This window comes from Dongia rigui (genome assembly GCF_034044635.1).
GTDB lineage: Bacteria > Pseudomonadota > Alphaproteobacteria > Dongiales > Dongiaceae > Dongia > Dongia rigui.
Genome location: NZ_JAXCLX010000001.1, coordinates 795,294 through 815,448 on the forward strand (window position 1 = coordinate 795,294; position 20,155 = coordinate 815,448).

General features: G+C 62.9%; 11 protein-coding genes. 10 read left to right on the plus strand and 1 reads right to left on the minus strand.

Going from position 1 to position 20,155, the window contains the following annotated elements; all coding sequences use genetic code 11:
• Nucleotides 1–273 precede the first annotated feature (273 nt).
• From SMD31_RS03650 to SMD31_RS03660, 3 genes are all read left to right on the plus strand, one after another.
• Complete coding sequence (locus SMD31_RS03650; protein WP_320499365.1) at nt 274–9,216, plus strand: type I secretion C-terminal target domain-containing protein; 8,943 nt, start codon at nt 274–276, stop codon at nt 9,214–9,216.
• A 108-nt stretch (nt 9,217–9,324) separates the two neighbouring features.
• Nucleotides 9,325–11,028 carry a cis-3-hydroxy-L-proline dehydratase gene (gene lhpI, locus SMD31_RS03655; RefSeq protein WP_320499366.1) on the plus strand — a complete coding sequence of 568 codons (1,704 nt, stop codon included), beginning with the start codon at nt 9,325–9,327 and terminating at the stop codon, nt 11,026–11,028.
• A gap of 55 nt (nt 11,029–11,083) precedes the next feature.
• Entirely contained in the window at nt 11,084–11,974 is an 891-nt protein-coding gene (locus SMD31_RS03660; RefSeq protein ID WP_320499367.1) for a DMT family transporter, read from the plus strand.
• Between the two features lie 2 nt (nt 11,975–11,976).
• On the opposite strand, the gene SMD31_RS03665 is transcribed toward SMD31_RS03660, so the two are convergent.
• On the minus strand, nt 11,977–13,251 hold the full coding sequence (locus SMD31_RS03665; RefSeq protein ID WP_320499368.1) for a D-tagatose-bisphosphate aldolase, class II, non-catalytic subunit: 1,275 nt from the start codon (nt 13,249–13,251) through the stop codon (nt 11,977–11,979).
• Nucleotides 13,252–13,362: 111 nt separating this feature from the next.
• Here SMD31_RS03665 and SMD31_RS03670 point away from each other — a divergent pair, with 111 nt between their 5' ends.
• From SMD31_RS03670 to SMD31_RS03700, 7 genes are read left to right on the plus strand one after another with little or no spacing between them, the layout of a single operon-like run.
• The gene (locus tag SMD31_RS03670) at nt 13,363–14,148 is read left to right on the plus strand and encodes a DeoR/GlpR family DNA-binding transcription regulator (protein ID WP_320499369.1); all 786 of its coding nucleotides are present in this window, start codon (nt 13,363–13,365) and stop codon (nt 14,146–14,148) included.
• Nucleotides 14,148–15,065, plus strand: a complete 918-nt coding sequence (locus tag SMD31_RS03675) for an N-acetylglucosamine kinase (protein WP_320499370.1) — start codon at nt 14,148–14,150, stop codon at nt 15,063–15,065. Before SMD31_RS03670 ends, SMD31_RS03675 begins: the two co-directional genes overlap by 1 nt.
• Before the next feature lie 20 nt (nt 15,066–15,085).
• Nucleotides 15,086–16,327 (plus strand): extracellular solute-binding protein, encoded by a 1,242-nt coding sequence (locus SMD31_RS03680; protein WP_320499371.1) that lies wholly within the window; start codon nt 15,086–15,088, stop codon nt 16,325–16,327.
• On the plus strand, nt 16,327–17,229 hold the full coding sequence (locus SMD31_RS03685) for a carbohydrate ABC transporter permease (protein ID WP_320499372.1): 903 nt from the start codon (nt 16,327–16,329) through the stop codon (nt 17,227–17,229). The genes SMD31_RS03680 and SMD31_RS03685 overlap by 1 nt, the downstream gene beginning before the upstream one ends.
• On the plus strand, nt 17,229–18,080 hold the full coding sequence (locus SMD31_RS03690; protein WP_320499373.1) for a carbohydrate ABC transporter permease: 852 nt from the start codon (nt 17,229–17,231) through the stop codon (nt 18,078–18,080). The genes SMD31_RS03685 and SMD31_RS03690 overlap by 1 nt, the downstream gene beginning before the upstream one ends.
• A gap of 6 nt (nt 18,081–18,086) precedes the next feature.
• Nucleotides 18,087–19,040 carry an SIS domain-containing protein gene (locus SMD31_RS03695; RefSeq protein ID WP_320499374.1) on the plus strand — a complete coding sequence of 318 codons (954 nt, stop codon included), beginning with the start codon at nt 18,087–18,089 and terminating at the stop codon, nt 19,038–19,040.
• Between the two features lie 36 nt (nt 19,041–19,076).
• Nucleotides 19,077–20,132, plus strand: coding sequence for an ABC transporter ATP-binding protein (locus SMD31_RS03700; protein WP_320499375.1), 1,056 nt, complete (start codon nt 19,077–19,079; stop codon nt 20,130–20,132).
• Nucleotides 20,133–20,155: the final 23 nt, after the last annotated feature.

The following is a 20,155-nucleotide window of genomic DNA, read 5'->3' on the forward strand; positions in this document are numbered from 1 at the left end:
CATCACCGGCACGGGGCCAGACTAACGGCGCCCCGTGCCGATCGCCCGGATTTCAGCGCCCGCTCTCCCCAAACGTGGCCAGCTGCGACGTACCACCCGTAATTTAATAAAATATTGATATATAATAAGGCGTTGACCCCTGCCCAGAGGTCGCCATAGTTAAGTAATTCTTCAATTTGTGCGGGTCATAGTCGTTCGATTGTTGACGGATTAGGGCCGCCTTCACGCTCGTCCATGATCAGGCAACAAGGCGACGGCATGTGGGGGCATTGAATGGCGACGGTTACGGGGACCGCTGGCAACGACATTCTGGTGGGCACGCTGCAGGCGGATTCGCTGGCTGGCCTGGCCGGCAACGATACTTATACCGTCAATCACAGCGGCGATAAGGTCACCGAGGCCGCGTCCGCCGGCACCGACCTCGTCAACAGTTCCATCACCTATGCCTTGCCCGACAATGTCGAGAACCTCACCCTCACGGGGACGGCATCGCGCGCCGCCATCGGCAACGATCTCGACAACGTCCTCACAGGCAATAGCGGCCCCAACCGTCTGGTCAGTGGCGACGGCGTCGATACGCTGAGGGGTGGTGCCGGCGATGATGTGCTGGTGCTCGCCCAATACCTGACGGCAGCCGACCGGATCGACGGCGGCATCGGCAATGACACGCTGCGCCTCAATGGCGACTATTCGGCGGGCGTCACCTTCGCCGCAGCGACCATGATCGCTGTCGAGCGCATCGAGCTTGCGGCGGGGCACGATTATAAGTTCGTCCTCGACAATGCCACCAATGCCACGACGCTGACGGTAGACGGCAGCGCGCTGGGTAGCGGGAACAGCTTGTACCTGGATGGCAGCGCCGAAAAATCCAGCCCGCTCATCGCCACCGGCGGCGCCGGCATGGACACGCTGATCGGGGGCGGCGGGAATGACGTGCTGACTGGCGGCGACGGGGCCGATAGCCTGACGGGTGGCTTGGGCATCGATGTCGCCAATTATGCCGATTCCAGCCAGGGCGTCACCATCGACCTCACTCTTGCCGGCGCCCAAGGCGGCACCGGCGACGGCAGCGGCGATGTGCTGCAGGGTATCGAAGACCTGATCGGGTCGAGCTATGGCGACACGCTGAGCGGTACGGCCGCAGCCAACCGGCTGGAAGGTGGCGCCGGGGACGATCTGCTCGTCAGTGGCGGCGGCAACGACACCATGGTTGGCGGTGACGGTGACGACACTTTCGTCATGGGTGCCAGCTGGACGACCGCAGACAAGCTGGATGGCGGCGATGGCGAGGACACGCTGTCGCTGAGCGGCAATTATGCCACCGGCATGTCGGTCGGCTATTACAATATCGAGCGGGTAACGCTTGGCGCCGGGTTCGATTACAAGCTGACGCTCGCCGATGCCACCAATGTCTGGGGCTTCACGGTCGATGGCAGTACCCTTGGCGCTGGCGACAATCTGACGGTAAACGGCGCTGCTGAGTTGCTGATGCCGCTGGTGGCCATCGGCGGCGCTGGTGATGACATGCTGACCGGCGGCACCGGTAACGACATCCTGACCGCAGGTGCCGGCATCGACACGCTGGTCGGCAATGGCGGCAACGACATCTTCGTCCTGAACGGCAATCTGACGGCAGCCGACAAGGTCAATGGCGGCATCGGGCTCGATACCCTGCAGCTCGACGGCGATTACAGCAGCGGCGTCACTTTCAATGCGACGACAGTGCTGGCCATCGAAACGATCACAGTGGCAGATGGCAATGACTACCAGATCACCCTCAACAACGCGACCAATGCCGCCAGCCTGACGGTCAACGCGGCGGCGCTGGGCGCCGGCCACGGGCTGATTCTCAACGCCGCGGCGGAAACCAGCAACACGCTCACGGCCATCGGTGGTGCCGGCGATGATTCACTGACTGGCGGCGGCGGCAACGACTTCTTCATCGGTGGCGGCGGTGCCGACACGATGGTCGGCAAGGGCGGCATCGACACCGCCAGCTATGCTGCAGCCACGGCAGCCGTCACGGTCGATTTGACCGCGCCCGGCAACAATGCCGGTGACGCAGCCGGCGACCAGCTCGCGGAAATCGAGATCGTGCTCGGTTCCGATTACGGCGACACGCTGGTCGGCGATGGCAGCGCCAATCAACTCCTGGGTGGCCTCGGCGACGACACGCTGAGTGGCGGCGGCGGCAATGACATCCTGCTGGGTGGCGCCGGCAACGACACGATCGACCAGGGCAGCGGCCTCAATGCACTCGACAAGATCGATGGCGGCGCCGGCACCGATACGCTGATCCTTGCCGCCAGCGCAAGCTATGCGACGGGGATCGTCTTCAATGACACGACGCTGACCAACACTGAAGTTGTCGCTCTCACTGACGGCAACAGCTACAAGCTGACGCTGAGCAATGCCAGCAACACAGGCGGGCTTACCGTCGATGGCAGCGCTCTCACCGGCACGAATGCGCTCACCCTGGTCGGATCAGCCGAGATCGAAAGCGCCTTCAAGCTGATCGGCGGCGCCGGCAACGATAATTTCACCGGCGGCAGGGTCGACGATATTCTCGAAGGCGGTGTGGGTGCCGACAAGCTGACCGGCGGCCTTGGCAATGATACGGCAAGCTATGCGGGCTCCGCCGCCGGCGTCACGGTCAACCTAGCGGTCCTCACGGCACAAGGCGGTGCTGGCGATGCCGCCGGCGACATACTCTCGGCCATCGAGAACCTGCGCGGTTCGGATCACGACGATGCACTGACCGGGAACAGCGGTGCCAATATCCTGACCGGCGGTCTGGGTGCCGACACCATGATCGGCGGCGCCGGTATCGATCTCGTCGCCTATACCGATTCGGCCGCTGGCGTGACGGTGGACCTCGGCCAGGACGGCGTTGCGCAGACAAGTGCCGGCGAAGCGTCGGGCGATGTGTTGGCAGCCGACATCGAAGGCGTCGTCGGTTCCGCCTTCGACGACATCCTTGTCGGTGACGCCAACGCCAATGTGCTCGATGGCGGCGTCGGCAATGACACGATCACGGCGGGTCTTGGCATCGACACCCTGTTGGGCCGCGCTGGTGACGACACCTTCGTACTGGATGGCAATCTCACTGCCGCCGACAAGATCGATGGCGGCGACGACTATGATAAGCTGCAGCTGACCGCCAGCGCCGCCTATGCCGCCGGCATCACCTTCAGCGCCACCACCATGAAAAGTGTCGAAGAGATCGACCTCTCCGACGGCGGCAGCTACAGATTCACGTTCAACGACGCCACCAACAGCACCAACCTCCAAGTCGATGGTAGCCTGCTCACGGGGAAGAACACGCTGTGGACGAGTGGTGCCGCCGAACTGTCGGCAAGCCTGATCGCGCTTGGCGGCGCCGGCAACGACACGCTGATCGGCGGTGGCGGCGACGACACCCTGACCGGTGGAATTGGCGCAGACGTCCTGACGGGCGGTAACGGCAACGATACGGTCAAATACAATAATTCGGCAGCCGGGGTGACGATCAATCTCACTGTCCTCACGGCGCAGGTCAGCGCTGGCGAAGCGGCCGGCGACAAGCTCAGCGGTATCGAGAACATCGTCGGCAGCGATTTCGCCGACACCCTGACCGGCGATGCCAAGGCCAACCAACTCGATGGCGGCTTGGGCGACGACATCCTCAAAGGCGGCGCCGGTGCCGACAGAATCATCGGCGGTGACGGCAATGATACGGCCCTTTACACCGGCTCCCTGGCGGGCGTCAGCATCGATCTCAATATCCTCGGACCGCAAGGCGGTTCGGGCGATGGCGCCGGCGACGTTCTTTCCGGTATCGAGAACCTGACCGGATCCAACTTCAACGATGTCCTCCAAGGCAACGACGAAAACAACATCCTGGTCGGCGGCACCGGCAACGACATGCTGATCGGCGATATCGGCGCTGACACGATGGACGGCGGGCTCGGCATCGATACGGCGAACTATGCCGGATCGGTTGACGCCGTCACGGTCAATCTGACGAATAGCGGCGCCAATGCCGGCGGCGACGCGGCCGGCGACATTCTGACCGGCGTCGAGAATGTCGTCGGCACGGCCAAGGGCGACGATCTCACTGGCGACAGCAACGCCAATATTCTCGATGGTGGCGACGGTGCCGACATACTCCGGGGCGGCGCGGGGAACGACGTGCTGATCGGCGGTTCTGGTGTCGACTACATCTACGCCGGCAGCGGGATCGACACCGTCAATGCGGGCAGCGACGACGACGAAATCTATTTCCTGGGTGAATTGACGGCGCTGGACAAGATCGACGGCGGCGGCGGCCTGCGCGACGTCGTCGCCCTATCGGCCAGCAGCACCTACGTTGCCGGGATCACCTTGGGTGCCACGACACTTATCAATACCGAAAATATCTACTTCTATGATGGTGGCAGTTACAAGCTGACGCTGAACAATACGACGAATACTTTCGGCCAGATCGTCTATGACCATGTCGAGGATAAACTCACCGGCGGCCTGCATGTCCTTGGCCTTGATCTGACCGGTACCAACAGCCTGACGCTGATCGGCTCCGGCGAAATCGAGAGCGCCCTCGACGCCAGAGGCGGTGCCGGGAATGATGTGCTGACCGGTGGTGGTGGCGGCGACTATCTCGATGGTGGTGCGGGTGCGGACAAGCTGACGGGGGGCAATGGCAACGATACCGCCAGCTACTATCTTTCCGCTACCGGCGTGACCGTCAATCTGTCGCTGTCCACCGCGCAGATCAGCACTGGCGACGCATCGGGCGACATCCTGGTATCGATGGAAAATGTGTTGGGCTCCGATCATGCCGACACACTGACCGGCAATAGCGGCGTCAATATCCTGCTGGGCGGCTTGGGGGCCGATAGCCTGGATGGCGGCGCCGGAATCGATACCGCAAGCTACGACCGCTCGAAGGCAGGCGTCACGGTAAACCTCAGCGACAACAGCCAGAATGCCGGCGGCGAGGCGGCCGGTGACACCCTGGTCAATATCGAGAATCTCATCGGGTCGATCTATTCCGACCACCTCGTCGGCGACGGCAATGCCAATCGTATTGATGGCAGCAAAGGCGATGACACGCTGGATGGCGGCGGCGGCAATGATGTCCTCATCGGCGGGGGCGGCTTCGACACACTGATCGCCGGCACCGGCATCGACATCCTGGACGGTGGCGACAGTGCCGACACCCTGGTTCTGGGCGGCAATCTGACAGCCCAGGACAAGGTAGATGGTGGCAGCGGCATAGATTCAATGACGCTTTCTGCCAGTGCCGTCTATGCAACCGGCATCGTGCTGGGCACGGAGACCGTCAAGAATGTCGAGACCTTTGTCCTTGGCGACGGCGACAGTTACAAGCTGACGCTCAGCAACGCGACCAACACCTTCGGACGGCTTGTCGATGGCTTCGTCGGCTTGACCGTCGACGGCAGCGCACTCACCGGAACCAACAGCCTTACCGTGATCGGTTCTGCCGAAGGTGAAAGCTCGTTGACCCTTAAGGGCGGCACCGGCAACGACCTGTTGACCGGCGGCAATGTCGACGATCTGCTGATCGGTGGCGCCGGCGCCGACAAACTGACCGGCGGCGGCGGCATCGACCTCGTCAGCTATGAGGATTCGGCAGTGGGCGTGACGGTCGACCTGTCGCGCCTGACGGCCCAGATCAGCGCCGGCGATGCCTCGGGCGACATCCTGGCCACGATCGAGAACCTGCGCGGCTCGGATTTCGACGATGTGTTGACCGGCAACAAGGATGCCAACATCCTAACTGGCGGCCTTGGTGCCGACACGCTGAACGGCGGCGACGGCATCGACACGGCGGATTACAGCAAATCGTCCGCACTCGTCACCGTCGACCTCAATGACGATACGAACAATGCCGGTGGCGATGCCGCCGGCGATACCTTGAAAAACATCGAGAACCTCACTGGCTCAATCTATGCCGACACGCTGGTTGGTGACGGCAACGGCAATATCCTCGATGGCAGGGCCGGGGCCGACACATTGGTGGCCGGCTATGGCGCCGACACGCTGCTGGGCGGTGGCAGCAACGATACCTTGGTTATGGGCGATGACTTGACGTCGCTCGACAAGATCGATGGCGGGCAGGATTTCGATACCGTCACGCTGGACGGCGACTATTCGCAAGGCCTGTCGTTCGGCGCCCTTACCATGATTAATGTCGAGAAGATCGACGTCGCCGACGGCAACAGCTACAACCTGATCCTCAACGATGCAAACAACGTCCAGACATTGACGGTCGACGGCTCTGTGCTGACTGGCAGCAGCAGGTTGATCGTCAATGGTGCCGCAGAACAGTCCGGAGCGCTGACCGCCATCGGCGGCACCGCGGCCGATATCCTCACTGGCGGCGGCGGCAACGATCTGCTGACTGGCGGCAAGGGCGCAGACATGCTGACCGGCGGTGCCGGTGCCGACCGCCTGGAGGGCGGTGACGGCAACGACACACTCTCTGGCGGCACCGGCAACGATACGCTGCTGGCCGGCGCCGGGATCGACACCCTGCTGGGTGGCGATGGCACCGACACGATCATCATGGCCGACAAGATGACCGCGGCCGATCACATCGACGGTGGTGCCGGTGCGGATGTGCTGCGCCTCAAGGGTGACTATTCCGGTGGCCTCGCCTTCGGCACGACGACCATGGTCAACGTCGAGACCATCCTGCTGGAGGATTCCGGGTCCGACTACGAATTGGTCCTCAATAACGCTACCAACACGCAAGGGCTTCGGGTCGATGGGCGCGGCCTGATTGGCGACAAGCTGATCCTCAATGGCGCTGCCGAGACGGTCGGCGCCTTGTCAGCCTATGGCGGCACAGCCGACGACATTTTGACGGGCGGCGGCGGTAACGATCTGCTCGCCGGCGGAAGCGGTGCCGATACGATGGCCGGCGGCAGCGGCATTGACATGGCAAGCTATGCCGAATCCGATGTCGGCGTGACGGTCAACCTGACCTTGACCGGCCCCCAGACCAGTGCCGGCGAAGCTTCGGGCGACATTCTTTCCGGCATAGAGAATCTGGAAGGGTCGCGCTTCGATGACATCCTCACCGGCGATGCCGGTGCCAATACGCTGATTGGCGGCAAAGGCGCCGACACGCTGGCCGGGGGCGGCGGCATCGACACCGCCGACTATGCCCAATCCAGCGAATGCGTCACGGTCGATTTGACCAATAACGGCAATAACGCCGGCGGCGATGCGGCTGGCGACGTGCTCTCTGGCATCGAGAACCTGACGGGCTCAGCCTTTGCCGACAGCCTGCTGGGCGACAACAATGTCAACCTGCTGATCGGCGGCGCGGGCAATGACTATCTGAAGGCGCTGGCCGGCAACGACACGCTGCGCGGCGGCGATGGCAACGACATTCTGGCAGGCGGCGCCGGCGGCGACTTGATCGACGGCGGTATCGGCTGGGATACCGCAAGCTATGCCGGCTCGACCGCGGCGGTCACCATCGACCTCGGCCTGACGACGGTGCAGAGCAGTGCCGGTGACGGCGCCGGCGACAGGCTGGTCGATATCGAGGCAGTGATCGGATCATCGTTCAAGGATCATTTGATCGGCAGCGTCCTCGACAATGCCTTTGAAGGCGGCGCTGGAGCCGATGTCATCGAAGGCGGCTTTGGCAGCGATACGGCGGCCTATGGCAGTTCCGCAGTTGGCGTGACGGTCAATTTGGCGTTGCTGACCGCACAGATCAGTGCAGGTGACGCGTCGGGTGACGTATTGTCCGGCATCGAAAACCTGACGGGATCGGCCAATGCCGATGTCCTAACCGGCGATGCGGGGGAGAACATCATCGAAGGCGGCGCCGGTGCCGACAAGATCAATGGCGGCGACGGCAACGACTTCGCGGCCTATACCAACGCCTCGGTTGGCGTCACGGTCGATCTTGCGAATTTGGCCGCCCAGGTGAGTGCCGGCGACGCCGCCGGCGACATTCTCGCCAATATCGAAAACCTGCTCGGTTCCGCATACGCGGACACGCTGAGCGGCGATGCCAAGGCCAATCAGTTGGCGGGCGAACTTGGCAATGACGTGCTGAATGGAGCGGCTGGCAACGATTTCCTGCAGGGGGGAGATGGCAACGACGTGCTGAGCGGTGGCGCTGGCGCCGACACGCTGGATGGTGGCGACGGCATCGATGTCGCCAACTATCTCGGCTCCACGGCAGGCGTAACGGTCAATCTCACCAAATCGGTCCAGGTCAGCACCGGCGATGCTGCGGGCGACATGCTCTACAGCGTCGAAAACCTGACCGGATCCAGTTTCAACGACAAGCTGACCGGCGACGGTAGCGATAACGTCCTTGAGGGTGGCATCGGCGCCGACATTCTCAATGGCGGGTCCGGATCGGATACGGCGAGCTATGCCAGTTCGACCGGCTCGATTACGATCGACCTCAGCGACAGCACCAAGATCTCCGGCGGCGACGCGACCGGCGATACCCTGGTCGATATCGAAAACCTGATCGGGTCGACCCACGCCGACACGTTGACCGGCAATAGCGGCAACAACGTCATCAATGGCGGCTTGGGCGCGGATACGCTCAATGGCGGTGATGGCACCGACACTGCCAGTTACGCGGATTCGACCGCCGTCACTGTCGATCTCAGCGACAACTCGCACAATTCCGGCGGGCATGCGGCTGGCGACCTTCTATTCAATTTCGAGAACGTCATCGGCTCCGTGTTCGGCGATTCACTCACCGGTTCGATCGGCGCAAACAGGCTCGACGGCGGCGAAGGCAACGATACGCTCGCGGGCGGATCGGGCGGCGACACGCTGATCGGCGGCAAGGGCGATGATAATCTTTATGGCGACAGCGACGGCGACACGCTGATCGGCGGCTTGGGCCACGATACGTTGACCGGTGGCAGTGGCTCCGACACTTATGCCTGGCAGAAGATCGAAGAAGCGGGCGATACCATCACCGATTTTGAGACCGGGACGAATGGCGATCACCTCAATATCCGCGACCTGCTGGTGGGGTTTGTCGACGGCACGTCGGACGAACTCGATTTCGTTCGCTTGCTGGGCGTGGGCAGCGATACCATCGTTCAGGTCGATGTCGACGGCGCCATCAATGGCAGCAATTTCGTCGATGTCGCAACGTTGACCGGCGTCAGCGGCCTCAACCTCACCACCCTGATCAATGACGAGAACGTGCAACTGACCTGATCGGGGCTGGTCCGGATGGTCAGCAGCAAGCTTGACGACGGCCCGGAATTCCGCGCAAAACCGCAAGGATCGACTGGATCTACCAGGTTGACGCGCGAAAGAGCACCGATGGCAAGCGTTATCATCTCCGGCACGGTCACCGCCCCCCTCCTCGTCTGTGAGGAGGGGCTGAGCTTCTGGGGCGGAGTCGATGCCACCACGGGCGTCATCGTCGATGCCCATCATCCACAGCATGGCCAATCGCTGGCCGGGCGCATTGTCATGATGCCGACCAGCCGCGGTTCCTGCAGTGGCAGCGGCGTTCTGCTCGATCTTGCCCTCGCCGGCCTGGCACCGGCGGCATTCATCTTTCGTGAGGCCGAGGACGTCCTGACGCTGGGCGCGCTCGTCGCCGATCGCCTGTTCGGCCGGAAAATTGCGGTCCTGCGCCTGACCGGCAACGACTACGCCGCCCTCGCGCGCGCGACCATGGCATCGATGACGCCCACCACATTGTCGGCCGGCGCGCTGACATGGGATCTGACGCCGGTATCGGCCACGGATGTCTCCCTGACAGTGGATGACCGCGCTGTGCTAAGCGGCCGCGACGGTGTCGCAGCACGAACAGCCATGGAAATCGTCTGCGCCATGGCCGCAGCCCAGGGTGCCGAACGCCTTACCGACGTGAGCCGCGTCCATATCGATGGCTGCATCTACGCCGCACCAGCCTTTCTCACCTTCGCGCGCAAAATGGCGGATATGGGCGGCAGGGTGCGCGTGCCGACGACGATGAATGCGATCTCGGTCGATCATGCCAATTGGCGTCGGCAAGGTGTCGATGAGCGTTTCGGCGGCCCGGCGAGCGGCCTTGCCGATGCCTATGTCGAGATGGGCGCGCGTCCGAGTTTCACCTGCGCGCCCTATCTGCTGGCCGACAAGCCGGCCAAGGGCGAGGACATTGCGTGGGCGGAATCCAACGCTGTCATCTATGCCAACAGTGTTCTCGGCGCGCGCACGGTCAAGCACCCGGACTTCTTGGATTTGTGCATCGCCCTCACCGGCCGGGCGCCACGATCCGGCGTCTATATCGAACAGAACCGCGCAGCAGGGGTGGTCATCGCGGTCGATCTTCCAGCCCGGATCGACGATGCCTTCTGGCCGATGCTCGGCTGGTTGGCTGGTCAGGCGGCGCCGGACCGCATTCCGTTGATCCGCGGGCTCGATGCCAGCGCGCCGTCGGAAGATGATTTGAAGGCGCTGTGCGGGGCGTTCGGCACGACTTCCGCGGCACCCATGCTGCACATTGCCGGCGTGACGCCGGAAGCCGATCTGCCCGTTGCCGCAAATGCCGCGACCGTGCGGATCAGCGCGGAGGATTTCGCCAAGCTGTGGGACCGGTTTAATGCCGCCCCAGCGAAGGTCGATCTCGTGGCGCTCGGCAGCCCGCATTTCTCCCATGCCGAGTGCAAAGCCTTTGCCGCGCTGATGTCTGGCTGCAACGTGCACGCAGACGTCGCGGCGATCGTGACGCTCGGCCGCGCGACTCTAGACGCCATCCGGTCGGATGGTACGGCGGCGATTCTCGAAACAGCGGGGGTGAAGATCGTTCCCGACCTCTGCTGGTGTTCGATCTCGGAACCCGTCTTTCCACCGGCGGCCAGGGTATTGATGACCAATTCCGGCAAGTACGCGCATTATGCCCCTGGCCTCTCCAAGCGTGCCGTCCGGTTCGGCAGTCTGGCGCAATGCGCCACGGCCGCGATCACCGGGATGGCGGCCAGCGCGCCGCCGCATTGGCTGACGCCGACTCCGCGCCCAGTCATTTCGACATAGGCGGCACGCAGCCGGGGCTATGGTCTAATCCCGGTTTCGCGGCTAGAAAATGAGCATGAAATCCAAGGCTCACGGCTACCTTTTCGCCCTCGCGGCAACGACGATCTTCTCGTTCCAGGATGCCGTTTCTAAGCATCTCGGCGACCATTACCCGCCGATCTTCATCACCATGATCCGTTATTGGGCATTCGGCGCCTTCTGCATTCTGATTGCCTCGCGCCGGCCCGGCGGTCTCAGGGCAGCGGCACAGACGACGCGGCCGGTGCTCCAGATCATGCGCGGCGTGCTGCTGGCGACGGAAATCATGATCGTCATCACGTCCTTTGCCCATGCGGGCCTCGCACATTCGACCGCCGTCCTGTCGGCGACGCCACTGGTCGTGACCTTGCTGTCGATCCCGCTGCTCGGCGAGCATGTCGGCTGGCGACGCTGGTCGGCGATCATCGTTGGGCTGATCGGCGTTCTGCTCATCCTCAAGCCCGATGCCGGCGGCTTCCTCGATCTCTGGCTGCTTCTGCCCGTCGTCTGCTGCTTCATGTATGCGATCTATCTGATCGCGACCCGGCTGGTGAGCCGCACCGACACACCGGCAACCAGCTTCTTCTATATCGGCGTCGCGGGCGCCGCGACAGCAACACTTGTCGGTCCGTTTTTCTGGACCAGCCTCGAAGGCTGGGACAAGGCATGGATGGCCCTTCTCTGCGTCACCGGCATGACCGGCCACTACCTGGTGATCCGCGCCTATGAATTGCTCGACGCATCGGCGGCGCAGCCGATCAGCTATCTTGGCCTCGTCTACGCGTCACTGTTCGGCGTTCTGCTCTATGGCGAGACATTGACCTGGAACATCCTGGCCGGCTCCATCATCGTCGTCGCCGCCGGCATCTTCACCTTCTGGCGCGAATACCGCCTGCGCCACCAAATTCCCGACCAAGCCGCCCGGTAGCGTCAGCCGGCGGCATCCGGTAAACACGCCGCGGCATAGCTTTTAAGCACACGCCGGATTGCCGCCTGCACCAAGGCCGGTGCGGTGGGTCGCGTGACGCCGGACATGACTTCCGGCCAAGCCGCCGCCAGGTACTGGCTGATGAGCGTCTCCGGCAACGCGGCATCGCCCAGTCGCGCCATTAGCGCGGCCACGGCCTTCTGCGCCACGGGATGCGCCCAGTAATAGCGGATGCGGTCAGAATAGCTGTAATGGCGCTGAAGGCGCTGCTCGCCCGCCGTTCCGGGATAGTATTTCTCCCAGTGAGCCGGCTCGGCAGTCATCAGCGCTTCCATTGCCGGCTGCAGTGTGGGTGATGCGTTGTCACGCTGGGCGGCAATCAAATCGAGACCATAAAGCGCTTCCCTGAGGGCGAAAGTAAGGCCGGGACCGACCTTGAGAATGGCAAAGCCATCCCGCACCAGGGCGCGCAGCGCTTGCGGTGTCTGATAGTCGGTCGAATGGGCCTCGAACACCAGGTGCGGCAACTGTTGCAGACTTTGCGACAGGGCCGCCGCTGCCGCTGGGACATAGGCGACCACATTCTGATTGCCGAATTCGACGCCTGGCTGGACGACAAGGCCGATGACGCGTGAAAGTGCCGCTTGCAGACCGTGTGCCTCGAAAACAGACCGATGCACCTCGACGGTGGTCCGGGCGGCTTCTGGGGATGTCACTTCAAGGGCCGCTACCTCTTCAAGCGCACCGCCGGGCACCGGCACTTCCGTGCCGACGACATAGACTGGCGGCACGGCGCTTTGCGCCTCGCTCACCGCGGCAAGTTGCGCCGCGCGTCGCGCTGTCGTTGCGTCATCGAGGGCGATCGGGTCGCCGGCACAGCCCATCGAGCAATCGAGATGGATCTTTTCAAAGCCGGCTGCGGCGTAGCCAGCGACCATTGCCTGTGCCTTGGCCATGGCCTGGTCTGCCGGCAAATGCTTCCACGGATTGGGTCCGAGATGATCGCCGCCCAGAATCAGATGGCTTCGATCGAAACCGGTTGCATCCGCGATCCCCTCGACGAACCGGCGGAAATCGACCGGCGTCATTCCGGTATAGCCGCCATCCTGGTTGACCTGGTTACACGTCGCTTCAATCAGCACCGGCTGTCCCAGATCGCGCCCGAGTTCCAGCGCCGCGCGGATGACCGCCGGATGCGCCGAGCAGACCGAGGTAATGCCGGCCTGCACGCCTTGGCGGTGAAGCTGCGGCAGCGCCAGCAGTGCTTTCGTCGACATTTGGGTCTCCCTGACAGCGTCAATTCAATCAATATCGATCAGAAATATGATTGACAATAGTTCTTTTGGCTGCAAATTTTGACCAAACTTGATCACCAACTGGGCAGCTGGATGAAAATCGACCGTAGCCAAGCTATCCGCCAGTTCCTGTTCTCGAACGGGGCGTCGTCGATTACCGCGATCGCTGCGGCCGTTGGCGCGTCGGTCCCGACTCTGCGCCGCGACTTGGTCGCGTTGGAGGGGCAAGGCGTGGTGGTTCGCACCCATGGCGGTGCGCGTCTTGCAGATCAGTTCGAAGTCGAAGTGGCGTTCGAGCAGCGCGAAGCCCATGCGCTGCCAGCCAAGCGGGCGATCGGCGATGTGGCCTACGACATGCTGCAGCCAGGGTCGTCGATCTTCCTCGATTCCGGTACGACGGTCCTGCAACTCGCCCGCCGCATCCGCCTCAATCCCCTGCCACTCAACGTCTTCACGAATTGCCTGCCGGCGGCGCAGATGCTGATCGATGTCGCGGGGGTCAAGATGACCCTCCTCGGTGGCCAGCTGCGCAAGGAGAATTCCTCGGTCGTCGGCCCACTTGCCGAAGAAATGCTGGACCGCTTGTGGTTCAAGCAATTGTTCCTGGGCGCCGGCGCCATTGCCGATGACTGTTTCCTGAGTTCGATCGACGAGAGTGAGGCGCGCCTCAATGCCGTGATGCTGTCACGTGCCGAACAGCGCGTTCTTCTCGCCGATTCCGGCAAGTTCGGCCAGCGCCTGACTTACCGCGTGGCGTCTCTGTCGGACATGCATGAGGTGGTGACCGACGATGCGATCTCGGCTGAATGGGCGGAGCGCGTTGAAACGGCTGGGGCACGATTGCACCGCGCCGGGCGATTGGACGAGGATGTCGGCTGATGGCCATCGTCCTGGGCCTGGATGCAGGTGGCAGCAAGACGGTGGCGGCGATCGCCGACGAGTCGGGGCGAATCCTGCAGCGCTGGGCCGGGCCTGGCTTCGACCCGATTGCCCGCGCGCATTGGGCGAGCGATCTCACCGCAGCCGTCGCCACCCTCTGTGGTGCTGAAGCGCCGGCCGCCGCTGCGATCGGCCTGCCGTTTCACGGCGAAGTGCCGGCGATTACCGAGGCACAGCTGCAAGCGGCAAAGACCGTTATCTCTGCCCCGCATCTGGTGCTTAACGACGTCGAAATCGCCTATGACGGTGCGTTTCTGGGCAGTGAAGGCGTCCTGATACTGGCTGGCACCGGCAGCATGGCCTGGGCCAAGATCAGGGGCGAAAGCACCAGGGTTGGCGGCTGGGGTGAAGCCTTCGGCGATGAAGGCTCGGCCTATTGGATCGGGCGCGAGGCGCTTTCTTTGGCCTCGCAGAGCCTCGATGGGCGCATCTCGGCACCATCCTTGGCCAAGGCGATCCTCGACGCTTGCGGCGTCGGTCCGCAGCACCTGATCGATTGGGCCTACACCCAGCAAGGTGCCCGCGCTGCCTATGCAGCCCTTGCCGAGACAGTGAGCAAGGCGGCCAATGCCGGCGATCGAGATGCTGTCGGCGTGCTCACGGCCGCAGCCGCCCATCTCGCGCGTCACGCCGATGCCGTCCGGCGCAAATTCGCGCGACCGACACTCGCCTGGTCTCATGCCGGCAGCGTCTTCCGCTCGCCCACGATTCTGCAGGAAACGGCCCGATTGTTGGGTCAACCCCAAAGGCCGATCTTGTCGCCTTTGGGTGGCGCCCTGTGGCGTGCAGCCGGTTTGGCGGGCTGGGAGGCCGACAACCGCTTCATCCAATCGCTTGCTACTTCGCTTCAACAATAAACCTCAAGGGAGACGAAAGAATGAAACATCGCGCATTGTTCCCCGTTGCCGTCGCTCTCGCCGCGGCCCTGCCGCTTGCCGTGATCGCAGCGGAACCGCTTTCCGTCCTGCTGCCGCCCTGGGTTACGCTGCCGAAGGACATGACCGACAAGTACACCGAGAAAACCAAGGGCACGCTCGATATCCAGACCCTGGGCTGGGACGAGATCCGGACCAAGATCGTCACCTCGATGGTGGCGAATACCGCACCGGCCTCGGCCACGGAAATGGATTGGTCCTGGGTCGGCCAATTCGGCAGCGCCGGCTGGTATGATGACCTGTCCGGCATCCTCTCCGACGATCTGAAGAAGGACCTGCCGACGACCTCCATCTTCACCTATGACGGCAAGCTGATAGGTGTTCCCTACAACAACGACTTCCGCGTCCTGATCTACAACAAGGGCCACCTCGCAAAGGCCGGTATCGGAGAAGCACCGAAGACGCCGGACGAATTGCTGGCGGATGCAAAGGCCGTCAAGGAAAAGGCCGGCGTCGCATATCCGATCGGCTTGCCGCTCTCGGCGACCGAAGGCTCGGCCACGGCCTGGTATCTGCTCACCAAGGCCTTCGGCGGCGAGTTGTTCGACGCGGAGTTCAAGCCGCTCTTCGTCGATCCCGGTAGCGCCGGCTACAAGGCAATGGCATTCGAGATCAGCGCCTTGAAGGACGGACTGATCGATCCCGCCTCGACCTCGCTCAAGGATGTCGAGATCCAGGAACTGTTCAAAGCGGGCAAGATCACCTTCGATGTCGCCGGTTGGGCCGGCAATCTCGCGGTCTATACCGACGCAACGAAGTCGCAGGTTGCCGATGATACGGCGGCCGCCCTGGTGCCGAATGTCGATGGCAAATCGCGCACCATCGGCCTGCCGGGTGCGCTGGGTGTCCCGGTTTCCGCCAAGGACAAGGAAACAGCCCATGCCTTCATCAACTGGATGCTCGACCCCGACACCATGGTCGACAACTATGTGAAGCTCGGCAACCTGCCGACACGCATCTCGGTGCTCGACAAGCTCAACAAGGAAGGCAAGCTTAAGCAGGGTGATGTCTTGATCGCACAGGCTGCCGTCGTGGAGCCGCTGTTCGTCGGTGGCGCGCCCGGCTGGTATCCGGAATTCTCGGCGGCCGTCGCTACCAATCTCAATGCCGCTGCCAAGGGCGAAGTGACGGTCGATCAGGCGGTCGCTGCCATCGCGGCTGCGGCTGAGGAGGCGCGGCAGTAATGCCGCACCGCTTCATCGAGAAGCGTCTGTTATGGGGACGGGAGGCACGGCTCGGGCTGGGCCTCTCGGCACCCACGATTGTGATCATGGGCGGGCTGGTTCTCCTGCCCCTGGTCATTACCGTTATCGACAGTTTCTTTCGTATCGAACCGATGAAGCCGGGCACGCCCTTCGTCGGCCTCAAGAACTATGTCAACCTGATGGTGGACAGCAATGTCCTGCAGAGTTGGCTCAACACCTTCATCTATGTGCTGGTGGCAGTAGCCATCGAGACGCTGGGTGGGCTGGGCGCCGCTCTGGTGTTGCACAATGTCAAGCGTGGCCGCAAATGGCTCCTCGCTGCAGTGGTGCTGCCCTGGTGCCTGCCGCCCGTGATCAATGCCATCATCTGGCTGTGGATCTACAATCCGAGCTACGGCCTCCTCAACGGCCTGCTTCGGGCTGCCGGATTGATCTCGGAGAACCAGGTCTGGTTCAACGACCGCTTGACCGGTCTGCTGTTGATTTCGGTCGTGCATGCCTGGCGCATGCTGCCACTCACCGCCATCATTTTGCTGGCGGCCCTGCAATCCATTCCCGCCAATCTTTATGAGGCGGCACGGCTCGACGGTGCCTCGCCCTGGCGCCAATTCACCTCCGTCACATTGCCGCTCATATCCAGCGGCCTCGCGATTGCGCTGTGCCAGTCGACCGTCTTTGCCTTCAACCTGTTCGACGAAGCCTGGATATTGAATGGCAGTTCGCTGGGCACCCGCAGCATCATGGTGCAGGTCTATATGGCGGCCTTCCAGAACATGAAATTCTCGCTGGGCATGGCGCTCTCCATCCTGGCGATGGTCGCCTCATTGGCGGTCTCGGCCATCTATGTCTTCCGCGTCTATCGGGAAACGAGGTTCGATTGATGCGCCGCCTCGGTCTCTATCTTGCGGTGGCGACGCTGCTCGTCTGGTCGCTGGGCCCGGTCTATTGGTCGCTTGTGACCTCCGTGACGCCGCCCAATGCCCTGGTCAGCGACCAGCTGCGTCTGTGGCCCGAACATATGACCTTCGAGCATTACGCCAAGCTTTTTGGCGCCACGTCGACCAGCCAGGGCAACGAGGTGCAATCGGTCTGGCCGCAATTCTCCCGCGCCTTCATCAACAGCCTGTTGACGTCGCTGGCCGCCACCATCGTCACGGTGATCATCGCTGCCTTCGGCGCCTGGGCCTTCGTCCGCCTGCGATTTCCCGGGCGCGATTCGATGTTCGTTCTGGTTGTCGCAACGCTGGGCGTGCCGGCCTATACGGTGATGATCCCGCTCTACCGGATCATGATCGCCGCCGGGCTGGTCGACACTTATGTCGGCGTGACACTCATCTATGTTTCGGCCTTTCTGCCCCTGGCTTTGTGGCTGATGCGCAGTTTCTATCAGTCGATGCCACTGTCCCTCGAGGAGGCGGCCTGGCTCGATGGCGCCTCCAAGCTCTATACGCTGGTGCGCATCGTGCTGCCGCTGGCTGGGCCGGGGCTTGTCGCGGCGGCGATCCTCACCTTCCTTTCCGCCTGGGGCCAGTTCATGGTGCCGCTTGTCTTCTCGCCGACATTGGCGACCAAGCCGCTGACCGTCCTCATCCCGGAATTCGTCACGCGCAATTATGTCGATTACGGCCTGATGAACGCCGCCGGCATCCTTGCGATCGTGCCGCCCGTCCTGTTGGTGATCTTTCTGAACCGCTTCCTCGTGCAGGGCCTGATGGCCGGCGCGAGCAAATAGAGGAAAATGAAGAGAATGAATCTGACCGAGAAAGTGATCAAAGAGCAGTTCCCCTTCTGGGAAAAGGCGCTGGCCACGGCCCTGCCCGAACTGCCAGGCAAATCGGTCGTGGTGACGGGCTGCGGGACGTCATTCTACCTCGCCCAGGCAATCGCGACGGCGTTCAACATGAACGGGCGCAATGCCATCGCGGTGCCCGGCGCCGAATGGGCACGCCGCATGGACCAGTATCTCGCCGATCGGGAGGATGCCGTCGTCATCGGCCTGTCCCGCTCCGGCACCACGACCGAGACGGTCCAGGCGATCGAGGCATCAAAGCAGGCTGGATTGCAGACGATCGCCATCTCCTGCGAACCGGATACGACACTGCTGAAGATCGCCGACACGGCCGTCTATCTTCCGACCCACCCGCAAGAAGGGATCGTGATGACGGTCTCCGCCTCGCTGATGCTGCTGGCCGGCCTGCGCATGGCGGGCGTGAAAATGGGCACCGTTGCGGAAGGCGAAGCCGTCCTGCGTGCGGCGGAAGGCGTCGTGCCGCTGATCAAGGGGCGCTCGCATTTCGTCTATCTCGGCGCCGGGACGCTCTATGGCATGGCGACCGAGGGCTGCTTGAAACTGCAGGAGATGTCGATCACCTTCAGCCAGGCCTTTCATCCGCTCGAATATCGCCACGGACCAATCAGCCTGATCGACGACAAATCCGTCGTCGTCATGCTCTATTCCGAGGATACGCTGGCGGACGAAGCCAAGGTTGCCAAGGAAGTGCAGGCCATGGGCGCCAAGGTCATCGGCCTGGGCGGACCTGGCGATCTATCGATCCCTTTGGCGCAAAAGGGTCCGGCGCGGGCGCTGGAACTGTTCCCGGCGCTGCAACTTCTCGGTGAGCGTGTCGCCAACCAGAAGAATGTCGACACCGCCCAGCCGCGCCACCTTTCCAAAGTCGTGGTCCTGCAATGAACGCAAGCGCTACGCCCGCGCCGAAAGAGTGACGATATGGCCCAGGTTTCGCTCAAGAACGTGATCAAGCACTATGACGGCATGCAGGTGCTGCACGACGTCTCCATCGATGTGGCCGACGGTGAATTTGTGGCACTCGTCGGCCCCTCGGGTTGCGGCAAATCCACCATGCTGCGCATGATTGCGGGGCTTGAGGACATCAACGGCGGCACGATTTCGATTGCCGGCCGTGTCGTCAACGATCTGGAGCCGGCGGAACGCGACCTTGCCATGGTGTTCCAGAACTACGCGCTCTATCCGCACATGAACGTCCGCGAGAATATGAGCTTCTCGCTCAAGGTCCGGAAGGCGCCGAAGGCCGAAATCGACGCCCGAATTGCGGAGGCCGCCGCCATCCTGGGCCTCACCGACTATCTCGACCGCCTGCCCAAGCAATTGTCCGGCGGCCAGCGGCAGCGGGTGGCGATGGGACGGGCGATCGTGCGGCATCCGGCGGTCTTCCTGTTCGACGAGCCATTGTCGAATCTGGACGCCGCCTTGCGCGTGCAGATGCGTGCGGAAATCCGTGGGCTCCACGACCGCCTGCATTCGACCTCCATCTTCGTCACCCATGACCAGGTCGAGGCGATGACGATGGCTGACCGCATCGTCGTATTGCGTGCCGGTCGTCTGGAGCAGGCCGGTGCCCCTCTAGAGCTTTATGACAAGCCGGCCAATGTCTTCGTCGCCGGCTTCATCGGATCGCCAGCGATGAACCTGCTGAAGGGCGAGGCGCTGGATGGCACGATCACTCTCGGCACCCATGTTCACGTGCCGGCACCCGCTGGACTCGACGGCGACATCGTGTGGGGTGTGCGGCCGGAACATCTCGACCTCGTGCCGCCCGGCACCGCGGGCGCGATCGGCATGCGTGTGACGGCCGTGGAGACAACCGGGCATGCGACACTCGTCACCGGGATGGCTGGGCAGCTTGTGCTGACGGCCCTCTTCACCGACCGCCCGAACATCGTCCGTGGCGCCGAGATCGATCTCAAACCCCGCGCCGACAAGCAGCACTTCTTCGACGCATCGACCGGCGCCCGGTGCGCCTGACCGGCGGACGCTGTCTCGCTCGG

Bases quoted from the DNA above. Each gene is read 5' to 3' on its own strand.
- SMD31_RS03665 (WP_320499368.1), bottom strand. From the start codon at position 13,251: ATGTCGACGAAAGCACTGCTGGCGCTGCCGCAGCTTCACCGCCAAGGC.
- SMD31_RS03690 (WP_320499373.1), top strand. From the start codon at position 17,229: ATGCGCCGCCTCGGTCTCTATCTTGCGGTGGCGACGCTGCTCGTCTGG.
- SMD31_RS03670 (WP_320499369.1), top strand. From the start codon at position 13,363: ATGAAAATCGACCGTAGCCAAGCTATCCGCCAGTTCCTGTTCTCGAAC.
- SMD31_RS03680 (WP_320499371.1), top strand. From the start codon at position 15,086: ATGAAACATCGCGCATTGTTCCCCGTTGCCGTCGCTCTCGCCGCGGCC.
- SMD31_RS03660 (WP_320499367.1), top strand. From the start codon at position 11,084: ATGAAATCCAAGGCTCACGGCTACCTTTTCGCCCTCGCGGCAACGACG.
- SMD31_RS03685 (WP_320499372.1), top strand. From the start codon at position 16,327: ATGCCGCACCGCTTCATCGAGAAGCGTCTGTTATGGGGACGGGAGGCA.
- SMD31_RS03650 (WP_320499365.1), top strand. From the start codon at position 274: ATGGCGACGGTTACGGGGACCGCTGGCAACGACATTCTGGTGGGCACG.
- SMD31_RS03700 (WP_320499375.1), top strand. From the start codon at position 19,077: ATGGCCCAGGTTTCGCTCAAGAACGTGATCAAGCACTATGACGGCATG.
- lhpI (WP_320499366.1), top strand. From the start codon at position 9,325: ATGGCAAGCGTTATCATCTCCGGCACGGTCACCGCCCCCCTCCTCGTC.
- SMD31_RS03675 (WP_320499370.1), top strand. From the start codon at position 14,148: ATGGCCATCGTCCTGGGCCTGGATGCAGGTGGCAGCAAGACGGTGGCG.
- SMD31_RS03695 (WP_320499374.1), top strand. From the start codon at position 18,087: ATGAAGAGAATGAATCTGACCGAGAAAGTGATCAAAGAGCAGTTCCCC.